This is a genomic window from Streptomyces sp. NBC_01788, from assembly GCF_035917575.1.
In the GTDB taxonomy this organism is placed as follows: Bacteria; Actinomycetota; Actinomycetes; order Streptomycetales; family Streptomycetaceae; genus Streptomyces.
Genome location: NZ_CP109090.1, coordinates 3,983,179 through 4,006,369, shown reverse-complemented (window position 1 = coordinate 4,006,369; position 23,191 = coordinate 3,983,179). Strand labels below are relative to the sequence as shown.

Below are 23,191 nucleotides of genomic sequence, written 5' to 3'. Positions count from 1 at the left end.
GCACTGCCGGACACGGCCTTTCGCACGAGAACGGATCCCGCGACCGCCGCTCAGTGGTCCATGAGCCGGTCGAACTGCGTCGTGGTGTGGCGCAGATGGGCCACCAACTCGTCGCCGACCTTGGGCTCCGGAGCGTCCGAGGGGACGAACAGGATCGACACCTGCATGTGCGGCGGCTCCGCGAACCAGCGCTGCTTGCCGCTCCAGACGAACGGGGAGAGGTTGCGGTTCACCGTGGCGAGACCGGCGCGGGCGACGCCCTTGGCGCGCGGCATGACGCCGTGCAGCGCCTTGGGGGCCTCCAGGCCCACTCCGTGCGACGTACCGCCCGCCACGACCACCAGGAAGCCGTCCGAGGCCGCCTTCTGCTGGCGGTAGCCGAAACGGTCGCCCTTGCTGACCTTGGTGACGTCCAGGACCGCGCCGCGGTACTCGGTGGCGTCGTGATCCCCCAGCCAGAGCCGCGTGCCGATGCGGGCACGGAAACGCGTCTGCGGGAACTGCTGCTGCAACCGGGCGAGTTCGTCCGCCTTGAGGTGGCTGACGAACATCGTGTGCAGCGGCAGGCGGGCCGCGCGCAGCCGGTCCATCCAGCCGATGACCTCCTCCACGGCGTCCGAGCCGTCCGTGCGGTCCAGCGGCAGGTGGATGGCGAAACCCTCCAGCCGGACGTTCTCGATGGCGGCGTGCAGCTGCGGCAGATCCTGCTCGCTGATGCCGTGCCGCTTCATCGAGGACATCACCTCGATGACCACACGGGCCCCGACGAGGCCGTACACCCCGTCGATCGACGACACCGAACGGACCACACGGTCGGGCAGCGGCACCGGCTCCTCGCCGCGGCGGTACGGCGTCAGGACCAGCAGGTCACCGCTGAAGAAGTCCTTGATGCGCGCGGCCTCGTACGTCGTGCCGACGGCGAGGATGTCGGAGCCCAGCCGCGTGGCCTCCTCCGCCAGCCGCTCGTGCCCGAATCCGTAGCCGTTGCCCTTGCAGACCGGGACAAGCCCGGGGAACTGCTCCTGCACGTGCTTGTGGTGCGCCCGCCAGCGCGCGGTGTCGACGTAGAGCGTGAGCGCCATGGCCGGACCTGGAACCTCTCTCGTAAATGCGGTGTATCAGAAGTATGGAAGGTGTCGACGGGGTCGAACCGAAGAGTGTCAGGTCAGCGGCGCGACATGTAGATGTCGAGCGCCTTGTGGAGCAGCTTGTTCAGCGGGAAGTCCCACTCTCCGAGGTACTCGGCGGCCTGGCCGCCGGTGCCGACCTTGAACTGGATCAGACCGAAGAGGTGGTCGGTCTCGTCCAGCGAGTCGGAGATGCCGCGCAGGTCGTAGACCGTGGCGCCGAGCGCGTAGGCGTCGCGCAGCATCCGCCACTGCATCGCGTTCGAGGGCCGGACCTCGCGGCCGATGTTGTCGGAGGCGCCGTAGGAGTACCAGACGTGCCCGCCGACGATCAGCATCGTCGCCGCCGCCAGGTTCACGCCGTTGTGCCGGGCGAAGTACAGCCGCATGCGGTTGGGGTCCTCGGTGTTGAGGGCCGTCCACATGCGCTGGAAGTACGACAGCGGGCGGGGCCGGAAGTGGTCGCGGACCGCCGTGATCTCGTACAGCCGCTGCCATTCCTCGAGGTCCTGGTAGCCGCCCTGGACGACCTCGACGCCGGCCTTCTCCGCCTTCTTGATGTTGCGGCGCCACAGCTGGTTGAAGTTCTTGTGCACCTCTTCCAGCGACCGGTTGGCGAGCGGCACCTGGAAGATGTAGCGGGGCTGCACGTCGCCGAAGCCGGCGCCGCCGTCCTCGCCCTGCTGCCAGCCCATACGGCGCAGCTTGTCGGCGACCTCGAAGGCGCGGGGCTCGATGAAGTCGGCCTCCAGGTCGCGCAGACGCTTGACGTCCGAGTCCTGGATGCCCTTCTTGATGGTCTCGGCGTTCCAGCGGCGGATGATCACCGGCGGGCCCATCTTCACCGAGAAGGCGCCCTGCTGCTTCAGATGCGCCAGCATCGGCTGGATCCAGTCGTCGAGATTCGGCGCGAACCAGTTGATGACCGGCCCCTCGGGCAGGTAGGCGAGATAGCGCTTGATCTTGGGCAGCTGGCGGTACAGGACGAGACCCGCGCCGACCAGTTCACCGGTACGTTCGTCGAACCAGCCCAGGTTCTCCGAGCGCCACTCCGCCTTGACCTCTGACCATGCCGGGACCTGCATGTGACTCGCCGCGGGCAGATTCTGGATGTAAGCCAGATGCTGCTCTCGACTGATGGTCCTCAGGGTCAGGCTCATTCGGGGCGCTCCTCGGGCTGGCGTGTCCCCATGGGTACAGGGGCTCCGGCTCTCGCGCCGAAGCCTACTGCGCCCCGGGAGCGCGCAGACTGGCCGTACACAACCTTCGGCCCGGCCCGTTCACCGCCGTTGCACCAGTCGTGCGGTCGTACGGGCGCGCGTCCGCGGTCTTCGGCGGACGCCGTCCCCGAGGAGCGGCCGGGCGTGCCCGGTCTCAGCCGAACAGGCCGCCGAACAGGCCGCCGTGCGCCAGGCCGAGGTAGAAGCCGACCGCGGAGGCGCCGAGACCGAGCACCAGCCCGAAGCGCTCGCGCGTCGTCACGGAGATCCACTGGCCGTACGCACCGGTGAGGATCCCGACCAGACCGGCCCAGGAGCTCAGCAGGTGCAGGCTGTGGAAGAGGAGCCCGGTGATGAACGCCAGCACGCCCAGTACCAGGGTCACCACGAGCAGGGTGTCCTGGACCGGGTGGGACTTGCCGTCGGTGGCGAAGAGGCCGCCGCCCGCGGCGGTGTTCGGTCGCATCGTCTGTGCCATGGGGCACCTCCAGCGAAAAGCGGCGCATCCTAGCGCCGTGCACACCCGAGGTGTCCAGGTTGACGGGTCCGGCGCCCCGATTTCAACCGGAAGCAGGTGTGCGGGTAGTCTGTACGTTCTGCACGGTGTCTGCCCAGGCTGAGCCACGCCCAATCTGGAGAGTCCGTCAGCCGGCCCTCATTGTCAGTGGCGGCTGATGTACTGCAAGCACTGTTGCGTACGCATCACAACCCTCCTGCCACGGAACGACCGTGGCCGTTGAGTCCAGAGGAGGTGGGTTCCACATGCGTCACTACGAGGTGATGGTCATCCTCGACCCCGATCTCGAGGAGCGTTCTGTCTCCCCGCTGATCGAGAACTTCCTTTCTGTCGTCCGTGACGGCGGCGGAAAGGTCGAGAAGGTCGACACCTGGGGCCGTCGTCGTCTCTCGTACGAGATCAAGAAGAAGCCCGAGGGCATCTACTCGGTCATCGACCTGCAGGCCGAGCCTGCGGTCGTCAAGGAGCTCGACCGCCAGATGAACCTGAACGAGTCGGTCCTCCGGACCAAGGTCCTCCGCCCCGAGATGCACTGAGCCCTTCGCTCATCTCGGGATTCGAGTAGCAAGCAGCCAGAGCAAACCCGCCGAGAGGTACCCCCATGGCAGGCGAGACCGTCATCACGGTCGTCGGCAATCTTGTCGACGACCCCGAGCTGCGCTTCACCCCGTCCGGTGCGGCGGTCGCGAAGTTCCGCGTCGCGTCCACTCCCCGCACCTTCGACCGTCAGACGAACGAGTGGAAGGACGGCGAGAGCCTCTTCCTGACCTGCTCGGTCTGGCGTCAGGCGGCGGAGAACGTCGCCGAGTCGCTCCAGCGAGGCATGCGCGTCATCGTGCAGGGCCGGCTGAAGCAGCGGTCCTACGAGGACCGTGAGGGCGTCAAGCGCACGGTCTACGAACTGGACGTCGACGAGGTCGGTGCCAGCCTGCGCAACGCCACGGCCAAGGTCACCAAGACCTCGGGTCGCGGTGGCCAGGGTGGTTACGGCGGCGGTGGCGGCCAGGGCGGCGGCCAGGGCGGCGGCCAGGGTGGCGGCCAGGGTGGCGGCGGCTGGGGCGGTGGCCCCGGTGGCGGCCAGCAGGGCGGTGCTCCCTCCGACGACCCGTGGGCGACCGGTGCTCCCGCCGGTGGCAACCAGGGCGGCGGCGGCTGGGGCGGCGGCTCCGGCGGCGGTGGCGGCTACTCGGACGAGCCCCCCTTCTAGGCGGGCCGTACCCCAACTTCTTGATCACACAGGAGAAACACCATGGCGAAGCCGCCTCCGCGCAAGCCTAAGAAGAAGGTCTGCGCATTCTGCAAGGACAAGGTCACGTACGTGGACTACAAGGACACGAACATGCTGCGGAAGTTCATTTCCGACCGCGGCAAGATCCGTGCCCGTCGCGTGACCGGCAACTGCACGCAGCACCAGCGTGACGTCGCCACGGCCGTCAAGAACAGCCGTGAGATGGCGCTGCTGCCCTACACCTCCACTGCGCGCTAAGGGAAGGGTGAGCCACACATGAAGATCATCCTCACCCACGAGGTCTCCGGCCTCGGTGCCGCGGGCGACGTCGTGGACGTCAAGGACGGCTACGCTCGCAACTACCTGATCCCGCGGAAGTTCGCTATTCGCTGGACCAAGGGCGGCGAGAAGGACGTCGAGCAGATCCGTCGTGCTCGCAAGATCCACGAGATCCAGACCATCGAGCAGGCCAACCAGATCAAGGCCCAGCTCGAGGGCGTTAAGGTCCGCCTGGCCGTTCGCTCCGGCGACTCCGGCCGCCTGTTCGGTTCCGTCACCCCGGCCGACGTCGCCTCGGCGATCAAGGCTGCCGGCGGTCCCGAGGTCGACAAGCGCCGCATCGAGCTCGGCGCGCCGATCAAGTCCCTGGGCGGTCACGAGACGTCCGTGCGTCTGCACCCCGAGGTTGCCGCCAAGGTCAACATCGAGGTTGTCGCCGCGTAAGGCGTTCCGCTCTGCTTGAGCAGTTGGAAGGGGCCGTATCCGTCGAGGATGCGGCCCTTTCCGCGTGGCTGAGTCAACGGCCCGGGCAACGGTGTTTCATGTGAAACCTGGCAGGCCGTGGTGTTTCACGTGAAACGTTCAGCGTGCCGCTCCCGTGACGATCCAGCGGCCCGAGCGGGAACGCAGCCAGAGCGTCAGCATCCGCACCGCCATCATCAACGTCATGGCAGCCCAGAGCGCGGTGAGTCCGCCGCCCAGCACGGGCACGAGCAACGCCACGGGTGTGAAGACCGCCAAGGTCACCAGCATGGCCCCGGCGAGATACGGTCCGTCTCCCGCACCCATCAGCACACCGTCCAGGACGAAGACCACGCCGCAGATCGGCTGGGAGAGCGCCACCAGAAGCAGCGCTCCCAGTGCCGTGTCCTTGACGAGGGCGTCACTGGTGAACAGCGGCAGGAAGAGCGGTCGGCTCACGAGCACCAGGAGCCCGAGGGCGAATCCGACGGCTGTCCCCCACTGCACCATGCGCCGGCAGGCCTCGCGAGCGCCCTGGGGATCGTCGGCGCCGAGGTAGCGGCCGATGATGGCCTGCCCGGCGATCGCGATGGCGTCGAGGGCGAACGCGAGCAGGCTCCACAGGGACAGGACGATCTGGTGGGCGGCGATGTCCGCGTCGCCGAGGCGGGCCGCCACGGCCGTGGCGATCATCAGGATCGCCCGCAGGGAGAGCGTACGGACGAGCAGCGGGGCACCGGCCTGTGCCGATGCCCTGATTCCGGCCCGGTCGGGCCGCAGGGAGGCATGGTGCCGACGCGCTCCACGGACGACCACACAGAGATAGACCGCCGCCATGCCGCACTGGGCGATGACGGTGCCCCAGGCCGAGCCCGCGATGCCGAGTCCGGCGCCGTAGACGAGCCCGACATTGAGGACGCCGTTGGCGACGAACCCGGCGATGGCCACATACAGCGGTGTCCGTGTGTCCTGAAGTCCACGAAGGACTCCGGTCGCGGCCAGCACGACGAGCATGGACGGAATGCCGAGTGAGGAGATGCGCAGATAGGTCGTCGCATACGGCGCCGCCGTCGGCGAGGCGCCGAAGAGGTCCACCAGGACGGGCGCGGTGGGCAGGACCACCGCGATGACGGCGGCCCCGAGCAGCAGCGCCAGCCAGATGCCGTCCATGCCCTGGCGGATGGCTGCCGGGATGTCGCCCGCGCCGACGCGGCGGGCGACCGCGGCCGTGGTGGCGTAGGCGAGGAAGACGAAGACGCTGACGGCGGTGGTCAGAAGGGCCGAGGCGATGCCGAGTCCGGCGAGCTGCGCCGTGCCGAGATGGCCGACGATCGCGCTGTCGGCCATCACGAAAAGGGGCTCGGCGACGAGCGCGCCGAAGGCCGGTACGGCCAGCGCGACGATCTCTCGGTCGTGCCGGCGCCGGGTGGCCGGGCGGCGTGCGGGGGCCTGTGTCATGAGCACCAATGTAATCGTCCACAGGTAAGAGATGCAAAGCTCTTGCAGTCCTTACTTGAGCTTTGATGGCGTTCGCTTGTGCGTACCGTTCGAGGCGATCTTGGTCCGACTGGGAAAGTTTTTCTTCTGCACAGCCGGTGGATGGGAAAGTGGCAGGTCAGAAGAGGTCTGTGGGTGACGCCGAGGGCTTTTTCACAGGGCTGTCCACCGGCTCGTGCACAGGTTTCGCCGAGTTCTCCACAGCATCGGGGCCGTCGTCCACATGGCCTGTGGATAACCAGATTGGCTGACGCCGTTCTGGGCCCTACCGTGGTCCGGCGCCCGCTCCGTCCGCCGGCTTCCAAAGCGTCATAAACCTGACGCGCCTGAAGCGGAGTTGGGCCTCTCATTTTGTCAGTGCCGTCCCGTACAACAGAGGGGCACGGCGAGGTCCGCTCGGCGGACGGGAGGAGGCTGCTCGGTGAGCATTTCCGAGCCCCTGGACGACCCGTGGGCCGACAGCGGCCCAAGTGATCGTCTGCCCGCCTCCCGCCGCCGCCCCGACACGGACCGCGGCCGGGACGACCAGCACGACCGCGGCCGGGAGAACGGCGCGTGGGACGACGGGGGCTCCGCCTTCGAACGCGTTCCTCCACAGGACCTCGACGCCGAACAGTCGGTGCTCGGTGGCATGCTCCTGTCCAAGGACGCCATCGCCGACGTGGTGGAGATCCTCAAGGGCCACGACTTCTACAAGCCGGCCCACGAGACGATCTACACGGCGATCCTCGACGTCTATGCCAAGGGCGAGCCGGCCGACCCCATCACCATCGCCGCCGAGCTGACCAGGCGCGGCGAGATCAACAAGGTCGGTGGCGCCTCGTATCTGCACACGCTCGTGCAGACCGTGCCGACGGCGGCGAACGCCGCGTACTACGCCGAGATCGTCCATGAGCGTGCGATCCTGCGCCGCCTGGTCGAGGCGGGTACGCGCATCACCCAGATGGGATACGCAGCCGACGACGACGTCGACGAGATCGTCAACCGAGCCCAGGCCGAGGTCTACGCGGTCACCGAGCAGCGGACCAGCGAGGACTACCTGCCGCTGGGCGACATCATGGAGGGCGCGCTCGACGAGATCGAGGCGATCGGCTCGCGCAGCGGGGAGATGACCGGTGTGCCCACCGGGTTCACCGACTTCGACTCGCTGACGAACGGACTGCACCCGGGTCAGATGATCGTCATCGCCGCGCGCCCCGCGATGGGCAAGTCGACGCTCGCGCTGGATTTCGCGCGGGCGGCGTCGATCAAGAACAACCTGCCCAGCGTCATCTTCTCGCTGGAGATGGGGCGCAACGAGATCGCGATGCGTCTGCTGTCCGCCGAGGCCCGGGTCGCCCTGCACCACATGCGTTCGGGCACGATGACCGACGAGGACTGGACGCGGCTGGCCCGCCGGATGCCCGACGTCTCGGCAGCTCCGCTCTACATCGACGACTCCCCGAACCTGTCGATGATGGAGATCCGGGCCAAGTGCCGGCGCCTGAAGCAGCGCAACGACCTCAAGCTGGTCGTGATCGACTACCTCCAGCTGATGCAGTCCGGCGGCTCCAAGCGTGCCGAGAGCCGGCAGCAGGAGGTCTCGGACATGTCCCGTAACCTCAAGCTGCTGGCCAAGGAGCTGGAGGTCCCGGTCATCGCGCTCTCCCAGCTCAACCGTGGCCCCGAGCAGCGCACCGACAAGAAGCCGATGGTCTCCGACCTGCGTGAGTCCGGATCCATCGAGCAGGACGCCGACATGGTCATCCTGCTGCACCGCGAGGACGCCTACGAGAAGGAGTCACCGCGCGCCGGCGAGGCCGACCTGATCGTCGCCAAGCACCGCAACGGCCCGACCGCGACCATCACGGTCGCCTTCCAGGGCCACTACTCACGCTTCGTGGACATGGCACAGACCTGATCGGGCGGCTTGTAGGGTCTCAGATTTCGTGGCCAAATCTCACGAGCGATGGCCAAGCGATGGCATATCCGACACGAATCTGAGACTGGCAGGTCAAGCCGCCGTGAGACAGCGGGAAGCTGCTCAGCGCCTCGTCTCGTACCTGGTCAGGACCACGCCGCCGGGAAACGTCCGTGTCTCCACCAGGTTCAGGTTCACCCAGCTGTCCAGCGCGGTGAAGAACGGCGTGCCGCCGCCCACCAGGACCGGATGGGCGGCGATCACGTACTCGTCGATCAGCCCGGCGCGCATGGCCGCCCCGGCGAGCGTTGCGCCGCCGATGTTCATTGGGCCGCCGTCCTCGGCCTTGAGCCGGGTGATCTCGGCGATCGCGTCGCCGGTGACCAGGCGGGTGTTCCAGTCGACCTTGTCGATCGTCGAGGAGAACACCACCTTCGGCGTGTCCCGCCAGTTCCGCGCGAACTCGATCTCCGCCGGGGTGGTGTTGGGCTGCTGGTCGCCGGTCGGCCAGTAGGAGCTCATCGTCTCCCACAGCTTGCGCCCGTACAGCGACAGGCCACTCGCCTGTTCGTGGTCGAGCCACCACTGGAACAGCTCGTGGCTCGGCGGTCCGCTCCAGCCGATGTCGTCGCCGGCCGCGGCGATGTAGCCGTCCAGGGTCAGATTCATGCCGTAGATCAGTTTCCGCATGGCCCAGCCTTCCGTTCGTGGGTGTCCGGCGTATAGACCAGTGCGGCGCGGGAAACTCATCGGTGCGCGATCTGGGTTCGCCTGAGACAGCCAGGAATGCCCAGGTCGCGCAAGATCGACATGTCATGAGCGGCGAGACCCTGCGCGGCCGCGGTCCGGCCGAGCGTGGCTCTTCGCGGCCGTGCGGAAAAATGTGCTCGACGTGTGCCCGACTCTCCGGGTGGACTGTGGGCATGACGACATTTCAGGATGACCTGCTTCCCGGTACTCGCCGGGCTTTGCTGCACCGGATCGCCGTGGCCCAGGCCGAGGGGCGGGCGCCGTCGCTCGTCGCGGCGGTCGTCCGGGAGGGGCGGACGGTCTGGCACGGTGCGCGGACGTCGGTGGACGGACACGCACCGGATCAGAACACGCAGTACCGCATCGGCTCGATCACCAAGACCTTCACCGCCGTGCTTGTTCTGCGGCTGCGCGACGAGGGCCTGCTCGACCTCGGGGATCCGCTGGAGAAGCATCTGCCGGGCACCGGCGTGGGGGAGGCGACCGTAGCCGAACTGCTGGCGCACACGAGCGGGTTGGCCGCCGAGTCGCCGGCGCCCTGGTGGGAGAGGTCGCCGGGGGTCCTGCGGCCCGAGCTGGCCGATGTGCTGGGCGAGGAGCCGCTGCGCCATCCGGCCGGCCGGCGGTTCCACTACTCGAATCCCGGCTACACCCTGCTGGGCGCGCTCGTCGAGGAACTGCGGGGCGCTCCCTGGGAGGACGTCCTTCGGCGGGAAGTGCTCGAACCCCTGGGCCTGGACCGCACGGGTGCCCGTCCCGAGGCGCCGCACGCGGGGGGCTGGGCGGTGCACCCCTGGGCCGACGTGATGCTGCCCGAACCCGCCGAGGACCTCGGGCGCATGGCTTCGGCCGGGCAACTGTGGTCCACGACGGGGGATCTGGCGCGCTTCGCCGTCTTCCTGGTCCAGGGAGACGACCGGGTGCTGAGCGCCGAGTCGCTTCGGGAGATGAGGACTCCGGCGGCTCCGCCCGAGGCGGCGGATGTGGCGTCCGGGTACGCGTACGGCCTGGGGCTCGAGGTGCGGCGGTGGGGCGAGCGGCTTCTGGTCGGACACGGCGGGTCGCTCCCGGGCTTTCTGGCCTCGCTCACCATCGGCGTGGAGGACGACGTGGCCGCGGTGGTGCTGGCGAACTGCACGTCCGGGCCGGCGCTTGCCGCGGTGGCGGCCGACCTCGTGGGGATCGTCGCCGACGCCGAGCCGCGGATCCCGGAGCCCTGGCGGCCGCTGCGGAAGGACGAGCCGTCGGTGCTGGAACTGGCGGGACAGTGGTACTGGGGGACGTACGGGTTCGGCCTGCGGCTGACGGCCGACGGGCTCGCCTCGCTGGAGCCGCTGTCCGGCAACGGCCGTCGTTCACGGTTCCGGGCGAACGGTGACGGCACCTGGACGGGGCTGGAGGGCTACTACGCCGGCGAGGTGCTGCGGGTGGTGCGGCGGCCGGACGGGTCCGTGGACCATCTGGACCTCGGGTCGTTCGTGTTCACGCGTCAGCCGTACGACGTAGAGGCTTCCGTGCCCGGCGGCGTCGACCCGGAGGGATGGCGAGGCATCGGATAAGCCCGGAAGTCCTCCACGATCCGAGGGGCGGGCGTTTCACGTGAAACGCCCGCCCCTCGGCGTGTTTGGTCTTCACGTGCTCACAGTGCTCACAGCTGGAGCTTGAAACCCAGGTGTGAGGCTTCGAACCCCAGGCGCTCGTAGAAGCGGTGGGCGTCGGTGCGCGTCCTGTCCGACGTGAGCTGGACCAACTGGCAGCCCTCACGCCGAGAGGTGTCGATGGCCCACTCGATGAGTCGCGTGCCCAGCCCGCTGCCGCGCTCGTCCGCGTGGATGCGGACGGCTTCGATGATCGACCGGGTGGAGCCGCGCCGGGACAGGCCCGGAATGATCGTGAGCTGGAGTGTGCCGACGACGCGGTCTTCGCGCTCGGCGACCACCAGGTGCTGGTGGGGATCGGCGCTGAGCCGCTCCAGCGCGGCCAGGTAGGGCGCGAGGTCGTCCGGGGACTCGCGCCGCGCCCCCAGCGGGTCGTCCGCGAGCATGGCCACGATGGCGGGGACGTCGGCGGCGGCTGCGGCTCGTATGGCGAGATCTTCCATGGCCCGCACCCTATGCGGCGATCCGGCTCGCGCCGGGACTATGCCGGGGCGGTGGCGTGCAAGGACTCGACGGCCCGGACCAGTGGTGCCAGCTCCGGGTTCTTCGCAGCTTCGTCGAGTGCCTCGCGCAAAGCCCCGTCGTTGGTCGGCCGGGCCTCCGCCAGGAGCTTGAGGCCGGCTTCGGTGACGTTGGTGTAGATGCCGCGACGGTCGGTGGGGCACAGGTAGCGCTCCAGGAGACCGCGGTCCTCGAGCCGGGTGACCAGTCGGGTGGTGGCGCTCTGGCTGAGGACGACCGCGTCCGCGACCTGCTTCATCTGCAGATGGCCGCCCTCACCGTCGTGCTGCCGGCTGAGCACGTCGAGCAGGGAGTATTCGCGCACGCTCAGATCGTGCCCGGCCTGAAGGGCGCGCTCGATGCGCGTCTCGATCCCGCCGTGCAACAGGGCGAGCGCCGACCAGCCCTGGGCCAGGGCGGTGAGCGCGGGGTCCGTCGCTGTCATGGGCGTCTCCTCCGTCCCGGAGCGGCTGCGTCCAGGATAGAGCAGCACAGCAATAGACCGCCTTCAAAGATATGGCGCGCATGCAACAATCGAGTGGCCTCGTCCCTCAGCCCGCCGCGACGGTGAGCGGAGCGAAGCGGCGGGTCCAGTCCCCGGGCGGCTCCGCGACGCCGTACATCATGACGTCGTTGCCGAACACCGGGGCCAGCCCGCGTTCCGTAACCCAGGCCAGCAGCTCCTTGTGACGCACGTCGATGTCGGTGCGCAGCCGGCGGTCGGTTCCGGCGGCGAGGGAGGCGATCAGAGCCTTGGCCGTCTCCGTGTCCCGGGCGATCAGGGGGCCCACCACATGGGTGTCCATGTTGGGCCAGGCCGCCGCGTACCCGATGATCCGGCCGCGCTCCTCGGCGACGCGCAACTGGTCGGCGAACGCGGGCAGTCGCGTGACGGCCGGGGTCCGGTCGACGCCGAACACCTCCTCGTCGAGCCGGAGGATGCCCGCGAGGTCCGCCGCGGTGGCCGCGCGTGTGGCGATACGGGATCGTGGCTCATCCGGCCCGTCCGGCGTGAAGTGCCCGACCACCATCTCCGCCCTGCCCGTGACCTTGAAGCCCAGCTCTTCGTAGAGCGGGCGGCCGAACGGTGTCGCATGGAGAGTCAGGGGGGTGCTGCCCATCGTCGAGACGACATGGCGCATCAGCCGCCGTCCGATTCCCTGGCGGGCATGTCGTTCGGCGACCAGGACCATGCCGATGGCGCCGAGATCCGGACGGCCCTGCGGTCCGTACTCGCTCACGACGCACGTGGCGACGAGTCCTCCGTCCGGGTCGTCGATGCCGTAGCCCGTACCGGCCGTCAGGAGGAAGCTCCACTTGTGCTCCTCCCGCAGCCATCCCCGGTTCTCGGACAAGTCGGCGCAGGCGGTGAGATCGCGAAGCGTCAGGCGGCGGATGGGGAAACGCGCGGAGGAAGGAGTCGACACGCAGGTCAGGCTGTCCGAAGGACCCCCTCGGCGTCCACCCGTTTGGGACCACACGTACGTGCTTTTGGCCATGCCGGACCGACCGGTGCCCTCAGCCCAGGTCGGGAGCGTGCATGGCCCGCACGCCCTCGATGTTCCCGTCCAGGTAGTGGCGCAGGGACAGTGGGACGAGGTGGACGGAGGCGATGCCGACCCGTGTGAACGGCACACGCACGATCTCGTACTCCCCGGCGGGCTGGTCCACCTCCGGGCCATGCCGCTGGGAAAGGTTCATGGACTCCAGCCGGCAGACGAAGAAGTGCTGCACCTTCACACCGGTCGCGCCGCCGTCCTCGCCGATGTGCTCCACGGTGTCCACGAAGCAGGGCACGACATCGATGATCTTGGCGCCGAGTTCCTCGTGCACCTCGCGGTGCAGGGCGTCGACGACAGTCGCGTCCCCGGGCTCGACCCCGCCGCCGGGAGTGACCCAGTAGGGATCGACACCGGGCTTGGTGCGCTTGATCAGGATCAGGTCGTCACCGTCGAGGAGAACGGCGCGGGCGGTGCGCTTGACCACGGGTCGGACGGTCATGGGAGAAATGTGGCCCGGCTGGTTCCACGTGAAACATCGCACGCCGCTTCGGTCTCACGCCGCGCTCTCCTCCCTCGTCCAGTAGCCGCACTCTTCTTCACTCAGTACCAGTTCGTTCAGTACCAGGTGGCGGCCGCCCGCAGCAGCCACTCGTGGGCCCGCGCGATGTGCGGCATCGCCAGCGTTCCGGCGCGGACCGCGAGGAAGTAGGTGCGCAGCGGCGGTACCGCCGGCTCGTGCAGGGGCACGATCTCGCCCCGCCTCAGGGCTGCGGCGCACAGATACCGGGGCAGCACCGCGAGCCCCGCGCCGGCGACCACGCAGGCGAGGACCGCGCGCAGATCGGGGACGATCACTGTGCCGGACGCCGCGGGCCGGGCGTCGAAGACCGAGCCCCAGTAGCGGGAGGTGAAGGGGAGCGACTCGTGAACCTCGATCACGGGGACGGTCTCCAGGGCGGGCGCGACCGTGCGACGTGGTGTCGCCGGGGTGATCCGCTCGGCCCAGCGCGGAGCGGCGACCAGGACGTGTTCCTCGTCGCACAGCGGAGCCGCCGTGAGCAGTCCGCCTCGGGGCCGGGCCGTGCTGATGGCCAGATCGTGATGTCCGGCGGACAGTCCGTCCAGGATCTCCTCGGCGGTCCCGAAGGAGGTACGCAGCGCGAAGCCCTGTCCGTCGTCGCCGGTCAGTCCGGTCAGTGCGGGCAGGACCCGTTCCGCGACGAACTCCGGCGGCCCGGCCAGGTGCAGCGTGCGCAGGGAGGACTCTTCGTCGAGGTCGGACTCGGTGATCTCCACGAGTGCGTCCAGGTGTGGCGCGGCCTTGTGCGCGAGCTCGTCGCCGATGGTCGTGGGCGTCACACCACGGGCCCTGCGCAGGAACAGGGGACGTCCCAACTGCCGTTCCAGCGTGCGGATCTGTGAGGTGACGGCCGGCTGGGAGAGACCGAGGAGCGCCGCGGCGCGGGTGAAGGAGCCCGCGCGGTGCACGGTCACGAACGTGCGCAGCAATGCCAGATCCATGCACGCCCACCCCTCTTGGTGCCCTTTCGTGCGGCCCCCCGGCCCCGCCCAACTATAAATATGTCGATAGGTCTCTGTCGCTACCGTGATTGGACACTGACGGAGAGTCAACTAGCCTTGTTCGCGCGGTTCTTGCGCGCGGAACCGAGGACGGTCCGAGCCACGAGGGGGGAGGCTCGGACCGTCCGCCCTGCGTGGATGGAAGCGGGCGGCAGCGGGCGGTGCCCGCGAAGCGTCAGCCGGCCGGCTCCGCCGACTCCTCCAGCGCCCGCAGTACATCCGCCACCAGGTCCTCGGGGTCCTCGGCGCCGACGGACATCCGGATGAAGCCCTCCGGCACCGCGTCGCCGCCCCAGCGTCCGCGTCGCTCGGCGGTGGAGCGCACCCCGCCGAAGCTCGTCGCGGGGTCCACGAGCCGCAGCGCGTCGAGGAAACGCTCGGCACGCGCACGCGTGGGCAGCGTGAAGGACACCACGCACCCGTAGCGCCGCATCTGCCGTGCGGCGGTCCTGTGCGAGGGGTCGTCGGGCAGCCCGGGGTAGCGCAGCCCGGTCACCTCCGGCCGTCCGCGCAGCGCCTCGGCGAGAGTGAGGGCGGAGGTGTTCTGACGGTCGACGCGGAGTTGCAGGGTGGCGATCGATCGGTGGGCGAGCCAGGCCTCCATCGGCCCCGGGATCGCGCCGACGATCTTGCGCCAGCGGCGTACGGCCGCCGTGGCCTCGCCGCCGCGGCCGGCGACGTATCCCAGCAGGATGTCGCCGTGCCCGGTGAGCTGCTTGGTGCCGCTGGCCACGGAGAAGTCCGCGCCCAGTGCCAGCGGCCGCTGCCCGAGCGGGGTCGCCAGCGTGTTGTCGACGGCGACCAGGGCGCCACGCGCGTGTGCCGCCTCGACCAGCCGCCGGATGTCGCACACGTCCAGCCCCGGGTTCGACGGCGACTCGATCCACAGCAGCCGTGCCCCGTCCAGCGCGTCGAGCTGGGCGTCCCCGCCGGTCGGTGCCGTGCGCACCTCGATCCCGTACTCCTGAAGCTGCTCGCGCACCAGGGGCAGCGCCTGGTAGCCGTCGCTGGGCAGCACCACCGTGTCCCCGGTGCGCAGCTGGGAGAAGAGCACCGACGAGATGGCGGCCATGCCGGAGGCGAACACCAGCGTCTCGACGCCGTCCTGCCCGGGTGCCTCCAGTTCGCCGATGGCGCGCTCCAGCAGCGTCCAGGTCGGGTTCTCGTCGCGGCCGTAGGTGTAGGGGCCCGTGGGGTCGCCCGGCAGATGGAAGTGGGCGGCGAACACCGGCCCCGGAAGCGTCGGTTCGTGCTTGACCGGCTCGGGCAGCCCGGCCCGCACCGCACGTGTTCCGTCACCCGTGCCGGTGGGGAAACGGGGCTGCTCCCGCGTGCCGTTCCGGTCGTCCGCAGCGGAGTCGTTCATGCCGCCTGCCTTCCTTCGCCTGCTGTTCGTTCTGCGGTGGGCCGAGCGCGGCCCGCCGCCCACTTCCTGCTCGGGGGTGCTTCCTCGGCCCCTCGGGTCAGTCCTCGTCCGGCAGGACCAGGTTCAGCGCCCAGGAGACGACCGAGACGATCAGACCGCCCAGGACGGCCGTCCAGAAGCCGTCGACGTGGAAGCTCAGATGGAGCTTGCCGCACACCCACGACGTCAACAGCAGCATCAGCGCGTTGACCACGAGGGTGATCAGGCCCAGTGTGAGGATGAACAACGGGAAGGTCAGTACCTTCACCACCGGCTTGACCAGGAAGTTCACCAGCCCGAAGATCAGGGCGACGACGATCAGCGTGCCGGCCTTCTTGGCGGTGTTGTCCCCGGTCAGGGTGATCTTGTCGAGCACCCACACGGCGACCGCCAGGGCGCCCGCGTTGGCGATCGTCTTGACTACGAAATTCTTCATGTGTCTGATCGTGGCAGACCAGATCGACTACTAGTACGGGCGAGGACGATGAAGGCATTCCGGCTGGACGAACTGGAGACGGAACGAGCCGCCAACGAGGGCGCCTACCTTCAGTTCCTGCGTGAGCGGAACATGTCGGTCGGTCTGTACGCGCTCGACGCGGGCGGGCAGGACCCGCAGAAGCCGCACAACCAGGACGAGGTGTACTTCGTCGTCAGCGGCCGCGCCTCCATCACGGTCGGTCTGGAGACGACCGAGGTGGCCCGCGGCAGCGTGGTGTACGTACCGGCCGGAGTCGCCCACAAGTTCCATCACATCAGCGAGGATCTGCGGGTCCTGGTGGTGTTCTCTCCCCCGGAAGCCTGAGGCGGCGTCTCGGGGTTCCCTAGGGGACCGGTCAGGGCAGGACAAGGGGTGCGAGGGCCCCGCGGGCGCCCTCCCGGCTCTAGCATCGAACGCAGAACACCGGCAGGGTCCGCACCGGGGAGTGCGGGCCGCCGACAGGACCCGGCCCCGAGCCGGCGGAGAGATGAGGACGAGGGCAATGCGAGAGATCTTCGCGGGTCTGCCGTGGTGGGTGAAGTGGATCGCGGTGCCCGTCATCGCTCTGGTCGTCTTCGGTGGCGTGATAGCGAGCGTGATCGGCTTCGTGGTCTGGCTGCTGTTCAAGGTGCTGATCTTCGTGGCCCTTGTCGGCGGGCTGATCTACATCGTGCGGAAGTTCCTGACGGGTTCGTCCTCGCGCAGCGACTGGTGAGTGTCAGGGGCAACCGGTGGCCGGTAACGGGAATCGCCGGTTCCCTCGCGGGAGGGAAGTTTCGCGGACAAGCCGTCCGTGTGCGGTGACAGGCGGATAGGGTCCGGAGATCGACGCGGGGGCCGTCCCCCGCGGGCGCGCACACCCCCCATCGTGTTCCCGCACGGCTGCCCCCTCGCGCTACGGGAGTGACCCCTTGGCCACGGCTGACACCGCACCCGCAGAACGGCACGCGCCGCCCGCACCCCGGGGGCCGTCCCGCTCGACGGCCCTCCCGGCACAACCGCGTTCGTCGGCCCCCGTGGAACGGCCCGGAGCCACGGTCCCGGAGCAGCCACGGCCCCAGCAGCCCCCGACCCTCATCGGGTCCGTGCAGCGCGCGATGCGCCTGCTGGAGACCGTCGCGCGGCACGAGCACGGAGCGCCCGCGAAACAGCTCGCCCGTGAGACGGGCCTGGCTCTGCCCACCGCCTACCACCTGCTGCGCACCCTCGTCCATGAGGGCTATCTGCGCCGCGACCGGGGCCTGTTCTTCCTCGGCGAGGCCGCTGAACGACTGAGCAGCAGCGGAGCGGCGCAGAAACGTCGCAGCACGATCGTCGAGGCGCTCGCCCAGTGGCGGGACTCCATCGGTGCCCCGGTGTACTACGCGATGTACCGCGAGGGCGAGATCGAGCTCATGTGCGTCTCCGCCACCGCGGCCGCCCCGGCGGTCGAGGAATGGGCCGGCTTCCGCGAGACCGGGCACGCGCACGCGGTCGGCCAGTGCCTGCTGTCCCAACTGGACGACAGGGCCCGCCGCGACCATCTGGACCGCTACCCCGTGCAGTCCCTCACCCCGTACACGGTCCGTGACGGCCACTCGGTGCTGCGGCGTCTGGAGCGCATCCGGCCGATGGAACCGGTGACCGAGCGGCAGGAGTACGCGCTGGGGACGGTCTGCGCTGCGATCCCCATCACGGTGGGCACCACGGCGGCCGCGATGGCCCTCTCCCTGCCGGCCCACCAGGCGGACCGGCTGCTGCCGGCCGCGCGCCAGTTGCAACGCGAGGTCGGACGGCGTCTGGGCTCTCTGGCGCTCTCTATCAGTATCTGAAAACTCACTCCTTGTGATCTGGTGTGTACGTTCAGCAAGATGCACCAGTCACGGGAAGGATTCCCGGCCAGTCGACGGCAAACACCGGGGTAGCGATGCGCGAGTCCGTACAGGCAGAGGTCATGATGAGTTTTCTCGTGTCCGAGGAGCTCTCCTTCCGCATCCCGGTGGAGTTGCGGTACGAGACCAGTGATCCCTATGCCGTACGGCTGACCTTTCATCTGCCCGGAGACGCCCCGGTGACCTGGGTGTTCGGACGGGAACTGCTGATCGACGGGGTGGGGACCCCGTGCGGGGACGGCGATGTGCGCATCTCACCGGCCGGCCGCGACTCGCTGAGCGAGGTCCTGATCCGGCTTCAGGTCGGTGGCGACCGGGCGCTGTTCCGCTCCTCGACGGCGCCCCTGGTGGCGTTCCTGGACCGTACGGACAAGCTGGTGCCCCTGGGGCAGGAGGGCGCGCTGGCCGACTTCGACGCCCACCTCGACGAAGCACTGGACCGCATCCTGGCGGAGGAACAGAGCGCGGGCTGAGACCTCGCGGCAGGGGGACACGAGCGCTGCCGTAACGCTTCGTCACGGCGTCAGGGCGTGCAGGAACGCTTCACCGGTCGCCCGGGAGGCAGACGGCCCCCTGGCCCCGCGTCAGCGCCTGCGGCGCCTGCCCCTTGCGCCGCGCGCCGGAGCGGGCAGGGCGGCCGGTGCCGCGGGCTCCATCAGTCCCGGACGGTCGGCCGAGACCACGAGTGCCGCCAGCGCAGTGGTGACCGGCACCGAGGCGACCAGGCCGATCGAGCCCACCAGCGTGCGCACGATCTCCTCCGCGACGAGTTCACTGGTGGCGACGGTCGTCACACCGCTCTGCGCGATGGAGAACAGCAGCAGCAGGGGGAGCGCCGCACCCGCGTACGCGAGGACGAGGGTGTTGACGACGGAGGCGATGTGATCGCGTCCGATGCGGATGCCCGCGCGGTACAGCTCGCGCCGGCCCATCGCGGGGTTGGCCTCGTGCAGCTCCCAGACCGCCGAGGTCTGGGTCACCGTCACATCGTCCAGGACGCCGAGCGAGCCGATGATGACACCGGCGAGCAGCAGGCCGCTCATGTCTATCGACGGATACAGGCCGTGGATCAGCCCGGTGCTGTCGTCGGTGTTGCCGGTCAGCGCGGCCCAGCCGATGAACAGGGAGCCCAGAAAGCCGATCAGCATCAGCGAGATCAGCGTGCCGAGTACCGCGACCGAGGTACGTGCGGACAGGCCATGGCACATGTACAGCGCGATCAGCATGATGGCGCTGGCCCCCACCACCGCCACGACCAGTGGGTTCGATCCCTGAAGGACCGCGGGCAGGATGAAGAGGTTCAGCACCAGGAAGCTGATGGCCAGCGCGACCAGCGCCATGACGCCCCGCATCCGCCCGACGACCACGACGGCGAGTGCGAAGACACCGGCCAGCAGCGCCATCGGGAAGCGCCGGTCGACGTCGGTGACCGAGTACTGCAGGTCCTTGGGTGCCGAGGGTTCGTAGGCGACCACGACCTTCTCGCCCTGGTGCAGCTGCCGGGACTGGTCGGGCTGCACGATCTCGGTGAAGGTACGGCCCTTGTCGTTGCCGGTATCCACCCGGATCGTGGCCTTCTTGCAGGCGCCGGACTGCCGCTGCTGGGCGGAGGAGCCCTCGGCGGTGGAGGTGTCACCGGTCGGTGTGTCCCCGGAGGCGTTCACCGACCCGCAGCTGACCTCGAGCACCTCGACGACGGTGGCCTGCTGGGTCTGCCGGTCGAAGCCGACGCCGGTGCGCTCGTGCGACGGGGCCCCGCCCGGCCACAGGACGGCGAGTCCGGCCACCACCAGGGCGGCGAACGGAATCAGGATCGCGGCGATCACCTTGCGGAGGTGCTTCGACACGGGTGCGGCGGGCCCGTGGCTGTGACTGTGCCCGTGTCCGCCGCCGCTCCCCGGGCCGTGCCCGTGGTCGTTCCCCGGGCCGTGTCCGCCGCCGGTCGCGGGGCCGTGCCCGTGGCCGGTACCAGCGCCGTGCCCATGGCTCGTACCGGTGGCTTCCTGGCCGTGCCGGAAGTCCTGTTCGCGCCGGGGTTCGGGCGGTGGATGGGGGAACCGCTCTGTCGTGGTCACCGCCCGATCATCGCAAGAACGGGACAGGCCCACTGTTCACCGCGCCACAATGGACGCTAGCGTGGTGGCACCTTTGCACACGCGGGAGCTCGGAGCACCGGGCTGAGAGGGCGCTGACCTCCGTCTTCGCGATGTTTCACGTGGAACGTGCGATGTTTCACACGAGACGCCGACAGACGGACACCGCTGCGTCGACCGCCGAACCTGTTACCGGGTAATGCCGGCGTAGGGAGTAGGTCTCATGACCAACAAGGACGTACGCACGCCTGCCTCCAAGCAGATCCCCGGCGGCGCGGAGCAGATCGCTTCCGCCGCTTCCGGCGAGGAGGCCGGGAAGTCCATCGGCTGGCACAAGGGCTACGTGGAGGGCTCACGGCCCGATCTGCGGGTGCCGGTCCGTCAGGTGCACCTCACCAACGGGCAGTCGGTCACGCTGTACGACACCTCCGGCCCGTACACCGATCCGCTCGTCGGCACCGATGTCCGCAGGGGCCTGCCGCCGTTGCGGGAGAACTGGATCGTGGCCCGCGGCGACACCGAGGATTACGCGGGTCGTCCGGTCCGCCCCGAGGACGACGGAATCAAGCACACCTCGCCGCGCGGCGGTCTGCGCAACCTCGACGCGGTGTTCCCCGGACGGCCGCGCCAGCCCCGCCGCGGCCGTGACGGCCGAGCCGTGACACAGCTCGGGTACGCGCGGCGCGGGGAGATCACTCCGGAGATGGAGTTCGTGGCCATCCGGGAGAACGTCGCTCCCGAGACCGTCCGCGAGGAGATCGCGGCAGGCCGTGCGGTGCTGCCGGCCAACGTCAACCACCCGGAGATCGAGCCGATGATCATCGGCAAGCGGTTCCTGGTGAAGGTCAACGCCAACATCGGCAACTCCGCGGTGACCTCCTCCATCGAGGAGGAGGTGGAGAAGATGACGTGGGCGACCCGCTGGGGCGCCGACACGGTCATGGACCTCTCCACCGGCCGCAACATCCACACCACCCGGGAGTGGGTGCTGCGCAACTCCCCCGTCCCCATCGGCACGGTCCCGCTCTACCAGGCCCTGGAGAAGGTGGACGGCAGGGCCGAGGAACTGACCTGGGAGATCTACAAGGACACCGTCGTCGAGCAGGCCGAGCAGGGCGTGGACTACATGACCGTCCACGCCGGGGTGCGCCTCGCCCATGTGCCGCTCACCGCGAACCGCAAGACCGGCATCGTCTCGCGCGGCGGCTCGATCATGGCCGCCTGGTGCCTGGCGCACCACAAGGAGTCGTTTCTCTACGAGAACTTCGAGGAGCTCTGCGAGATCCTCGCCGCCTACGACGTCACCTACTCGTTGGGCGACGGGCTCCGGCCCGGCTCGATCGCGGACGCCAACGACGAGGCCCAGTTCGCGGAACTGCGCACGCTCGGGGAACTCGGCCGGATCGCCAGGCGTTTGAACGTACAGACCATGATCGAGGGCCCGGGACACGTCCCGATGCACAAGATCAAGGAGAACATCGACCTTCAGCAGGAGATCTGCGATGAGGCTCCGTTCTATACGCTCGGCCCGCTGACGACGGACGTCGCACCGGCGTACGACCACATCACCTCCGGCATCGGCGCGGCGATGATCGCCTGGTGGGGCACGGCGATGCTCTGCTACGTCACGCCCAAGGAGCACCTGGGCCTGCCCAACCGCGACGACGTCAAGACCGGCGTCATCACCTACAAGATCGCCGCCCATGCGGCCGACCTCGCCAAGGGGCACCCGGGCGCCCAGGAGTGGGACGACGCGCTGTCCGACGCCCGCTTCGAGTTCCGGTGGGAGGACCAGTTCAATCTCGCCCTCGACCCGGACACGGCACGGGAGTTCCATGACGAGACCCTCCCGGCGGAACCCGCCAAGACGGCCCACTTCTGCTCGATGTGCGGCCCGAAGTTCTGCTCGATGAAGATCAGCCAAAGCATCACAGAGCGGTTCGGCGGTGCGGCGGCCGAGGGTGCCACGGCGGAGGAGATCGCCGAGGGCATGCTGCAGAAGTCGAAGGAGTTCGCGGAGGCGGGGAACCGGGTGTACCTGCCGATCGCCGACTGACGCAAGGCGGGGCGGTGCTCTCCGTGAGTGGGCAAGGGCACCGCTCCGGTCGCTCTCGGGACGTGCCCCCGCCGCGGGTGGGGGCGAGGACGAGAGCGTCGCCTCGGGGAGAGACTCCGGTGGCGGTCACTCCGGCTGGTGTTCCGGGCCTCCGAAGTCCGGGCTGCTGAAGTCGGGGCTGGAGAAGCGCGGGCGGCGGGTCGGGGCTCCGTCGTCCGGGCTGCTGAAACCTGGCCGGTCGTAGCCGAGTTGCGGCATGCGGCCGGTCGGTGCCGCCGGGCCCGCATACCCCGGCGAGGGGGAGCGGGGGTCGGCGAGCGCCTCGCGCAGGAATGGCAGGATGCCCCGTTCGAGCAGGGCCTCCTGCCAGGCCTCCCTCGCCTGGGCCACCTCCTCGCCCAGTTCGGCGTAGGCGCCGCTGTCGAGCGAGGGGCGGTTGCGCAGCGCGGTGAGCAGCAGCCCGGCCGCGGCGGCGAGGATCGCGGCCGCGGTCAGGGCGCCGAACACCCAGCCCACCGTGATCATGGACTGGGCGAACGCCTGGTCCGGGTCCAGCATCCTCAGGAGGTAACCGAGGAGCAGGAAGAGGGCCGCTGCGGTGCCGGCGAGGACGGGGGCGAGCACCGCGACGACGGCGCCCGCGCCCGCGCCGTGGGTCTCGGCGGTCTCGCCCATGGTGGCGGCCAGTCGGACCGGCCCGCCCGGCTCCGCCGAGCCGGCCCCGGTGAGGGAGGACGGGACGTCCGGCGCCGGCCGCCGCAGTTCCTCCCGGAGCTTGACGTAGTGGTGGTACTCGGTCGCCGCGGCCGCCGTTATGACTGCGGTGGCGCTCAGCGCCATGGTGCGCAGTTGTTCCGAGTTGAGCCGCTGCCCGGCAGCGGCCGGTTCCGGGTGGTGTGGGGCGGAGCGCAGCGCCTCATCGAGGATCCGCTCGTATTCCTGGCGGTCCTCGCTCAGCAGGTGCTGCGGAACGCTGTTCATGTGCATCCCCCGATGCTCCGTAGGGCTTGGGGCTCGCATGGCGGCGAGCCGTCGGGCAGAAACGGAGGGGAGCCTGCTACGGATA

25 protein-coding genes are annotated in these 23,191 nt (G+C 69.4%); 11 read left to right on the top strand and 14 right to left on the bottom strand.

All coding sequences use genetic code 11. From position 1 onward, the window contains the following. Positions 1–50: 50 nt before the first annotated feature. From OIE49_RS18200 to OIE49_RS18190, 3 genes are all read right to left on the bottom strand, one after another. Entirely contained in the window at positions 51–1,082 is a 1,032-nt protein-coding gene (locus OIE49_RS18200; protein ID WP_326803239.1) for an alanine racemase, read from the bottom strand. An 83-nt stretch (positions 1,083–1,165) separates the two neighbouring features. After that, positions 1,166–2,287 carry a peptidoglycan bridge formation glycyltransferase FemX gene (gene femX, locus OIE49_RS18195; RefSeq protein WP_100570509.1) on the bottom strand — a complete coding sequence of 374 codons (1,122 nt, stop codon included), beginning with the start codon at positions 2,285–2,287 and terminating at the stop codon, positions 1,166–1,168. A gap of 214 nt (positions 2,288–2,501) precedes the next feature. Continuing rightward, a complete protein-coding gene (locus OIE49_RS18190) occupies positions 2,502–2,825 on the bottom strand; it encodes a hypothetical protein (protein WP_100570508.1) in 324 nt (107 codons plus the stop codon). A gap of 284 nt (positions 2,826–3,109) precedes the next feature. Between OIE49_RS18190 and rpsF the strand changes: the two genes are divergently transcribed. The 4 genes from rpsF (at position 3,110) to rplI (ending at position 4,815) form a co-directional block, all read left to right on the top strand. Beyond that, a complete protein-coding gene (rpsF, locus tag OIE49_RS18185) occupies positions 3,110–3,400 on the top strand; it encodes a 30S ribosomal protein S6 (RefSeq protein ID WP_003975025.1) in 291 nt (96 codons plus the stop codon). A 65-nt stretch (positions 3,401–3,465) separates the two neighbouring features. Next, complete coding sequence (locus tag OIE49_RS18180; RefSeq protein ID WP_326803238.1) at positions 3,466–4,071, top strand: single-stranded DNA-binding protein; 606 nt, start codon at positions 3,466–3,468, stop codon at positions 4,069–4,071. A gap of 42 nt (positions 4,072–4,113) precedes the next feature. Further along, positions 4,114–4,350: a 30S ribosomal protein S18 gene (rpsR, locus tag OIE49_RS18175; protein ID WP_100570506.1), complete on the top strand. Its 237-nt coding sequence runs from the start codon at positions 4,114–4,116 to the stop codon at positions 4,348–4,350. An 18-nt stretch (positions 4,351–4,368) separates the two neighbouring features. Next, positions 4,369–4,815, top strand: coding sequence for a 50S ribosomal protein L9 (gene rplI / locus OIE49_RS18170; RefSeq protein ID WP_326803237.1), 447 nt, complete (start codon positions 4,369–4,371; stop codon positions 4,813–4,815). Positions 4,816–4,953: 138 nt separating this feature from the next. Here rplI and OIE49_RS18165 read toward each other — a convergent pair whose 3' ends face one another. After that, positions 4,954–6,291: an MATE family efflux transporter gene (locus OIE49_RS18165; protein WP_326803236.1), complete on the bottom strand. Its 1,338-nt coding sequence runs from the start codon at positions 6,289–6,291 to the stop codon at positions 4,954–4,956. A gap of 460 nt (positions 6,292–6,751) precedes the next feature. On the opposite strand from OIE49_RS18165, the gene dnaB reads away from it, so the two are divergent. Beyond that, positions 6,752–8,230, top strand: a complete 1,479-nt coding sequence (dnaB, locus tag OIE49_RS18160) for a replicative DNA helicase (protein WP_100570503.1) — start codon at positions 6,752–6,754, stop codon at positions 8,228–8,230. 123 nt (positions 8,231–8,353) lie between these two features. On the opposite strand, the gene OIE49_RS18155 is transcribed toward dnaB, so the two are convergent. After that, positions 8,354–8,920, bottom strand: a complete 567-nt coding sequence (locus OIE49_RS18155) for a dihydrofolate reductase family protein (RefSeq protein ID WP_326803235.1) — start codon at positions 8,918–8,920, stop codon at positions 8,354–8,356. Between the two features lie 233 nt (positions 8,921–9,153). Between OIE49_RS18155 and OIE49_RS18150 the strand changes: the two genes are divergently transcribed. Beyond that, positions 9,154–10,539, top strand: a complete 1,386-nt coding sequence (locus tag OIE49_RS18150; RefSeq protein WP_326803234.1) for a serine hydrolase domain-containing protein — start codon at positions 9,154–9,156, stop codon at positions 10,537–10,539. A gap of 89 nt (positions 10,540–10,628) precedes the next feature. On the opposite strand, the gene OIE49_RS18145 is transcribed toward OIE49_RS18150, so the two are convergent. The 7 genes from OIE49_RS18145 to OIE49_RS18115 all read right to left on the bottom strand — a co-directional run bounded on the left by OIE49_RS18145 (position 10,629) and on the right by OIE49_RS18115 (position 16,063). Beyond that, the gene (locus OIE49_RS18145) at positions 10,629–11,081 is read right to left on the bottom strand and encodes a GNAT family N-acetyltransferase (protein ID WP_326803233.1); all 453 of its coding nucleotides are present in this window, start codon (positions 11,079–11,081) and stop codon (positions 10,629–10,631) included. Positions 11,082–11,119: 38 nt separating this feature from the next. Beyond that, positions 11,120–11,584 (bottom strand): MarR family winged helix-turn-helix transcriptional regulator, encoded by a 465-nt coding sequence (locus tag OIE49_RS18140; RefSeq protein ID WP_100570499.1) that lies wholly within the window; start codon positions 11,582–11,584, stop codon positions 11,120–11,122. 106 nt (positions 11,585–11,690) lie between these two features. Continuing rightward, complete coding sequence (locus tag OIE49_RS18135) at positions 11,691–12,566, bottom strand: GNAT family N-acetyltransferase (protein ID WP_234375709.1); 876 nt, start codon at positions 12,564–12,566, stop codon at positions 11,691–11,693. A gap of 91 nt (positions 12,567–12,657) precedes the next feature. Beyond that, entirely contained in the window at positions 12,658–13,140 is a 483-nt protein-coding gene (locus tag OIE49_RS18130; RefSeq protein WP_100570497.1) for an NUDIX domain-containing protein, read from the bottom strand. Between the two features lie 116 nt (positions 13,141–13,256). Beyond that, positions 13,257–14,162 (bottom strand): LysR family transcriptional regulator, encoded by a 906-nt coding sequence (locus tag OIE49_RS18125; RefSeq protein WP_326803232.1) that lies wholly within the window; start codon positions 14,160–14,162, stop codon positions 13,257–13,259. Positions 14,163–14,397: 235 nt separating this feature from the next. Continuing rightward, the gene (locus OIE49_RS18120; RefSeq protein WP_326803231.1) at positions 14,398–15,588 is read right to left on the bottom strand and encodes a cystathionine gamma-lyase; all 1,191 of its coding nucleotides are present in this window, start codon (positions 15,586–15,588) and stop codon (positions 14,398–14,400) included. 97 nt (positions 15,589–15,685) lie between these two features. Next, a complete protein-coding gene (locus OIE49_RS18115) occupies positions 15,686–16,063 on the bottom strand; it encodes a phage holin family protein (protein WP_100570494.1) in 378 nt (125 codons plus the stop codon). Positions 16,064–16,111: 48 nt separating this feature from the next. Between OIE49_RS18115 and OIE49_RS18110 the strand changes: the two genes are divergently transcribed. From OIE49_RS18110 to OIE49_RS18095, 4 genes are all read left to right on the top strand, one after another. Next, on the top strand, positions 16,112–16,429 hold the full coding sequence (locus OIE49_RS18110) for a cupin domain-containing protein (RefSeq protein WP_100570493.1): 318 nt from the start codon (positions 16,112–16,114) through the stop codon (positions 16,427–16,429). 178 nt (positions 16,430–16,607) lie between these two features. Next, entirely contained in the window at positions 16,608–16,820 is a 213-nt protein-coding gene (locus tag OIE49_RS18105; RefSeq protein ID WP_326803230.1) for a DUF5326 family protein, read from the top strand. A gap of 196 nt (positions 16,821–17,016) precedes the next feature. Beyond that, positions 17,017–17,916, top strand: coding sequence for an IclR family transcriptional regulator (locus tag OIE49_RS18100; RefSeq protein WP_383730209.1), 900 nt, complete (start codon positions 17,017–17,019; stop codon positions 17,914–17,916). Positions 17,917–18,011: 95 nt separating this feature from the next. Then, positions 18,012–18,449 (top strand): SsgA family sporulation/cell division regulator, encoded by a 438-nt coding sequence (locus OIE49_RS18095; RefSeq protein WP_100570491.1) that lies wholly within the window; start codon positions 18,012–18,014, stop codon positions 18,447–18,449. A 111-nt stretch (positions 18,450–18,560) separates the two neighbouring features. Here OIE49_RS18095 and OIE49_RS18090 read toward each other — a convergent pair whose 3' ends face one another. After that, the gene (locus tag OIE49_RS18090) at positions 18,561–20,051 is read right to left on the bottom strand and encodes a YibE/F family protein (protein WP_326803228.1); all 1,491 of its coding nucleotides are present in this window, start codon (positions 20,049–20,051) and stop codon (positions 18,561–18,563) included. Between the two features lie 241 nt (positions 20,052–20,292). Between OIE49_RS18090 and thiC the strand changes: the two genes are divergently transcribed. Beyond that, positions 20,293–22,125 (top strand): phosphomethylpyrimidine synthase ThiC, encoded by a 1,833-nt coding sequence (gene thiC, locus OIE49_RS18085; RefSeq protein WP_100570489.1) that lies wholly within the window; start codon positions 20,293–20,295, stop codon positions 22,123–22,125. 126 nt (positions 22,126–22,251) lie between these two features. On the opposite strand, the gene OIE49_RS18080 is transcribed toward thiC, so the two are convergent. Continuing rightward, positions 22,252–23,112 carry a hypothetical protein gene (locus OIE49_RS18080; protein WP_326803227.1) on the bottom strand — a complete coding sequence of 287 codons (861 nt, stop codon included), beginning with the start codon at positions 23,110–23,112 and terminating at the stop codon, positions 22,252–22,254. Positions 23,113–23,191 lie beyond the last annotated feature (79 nt).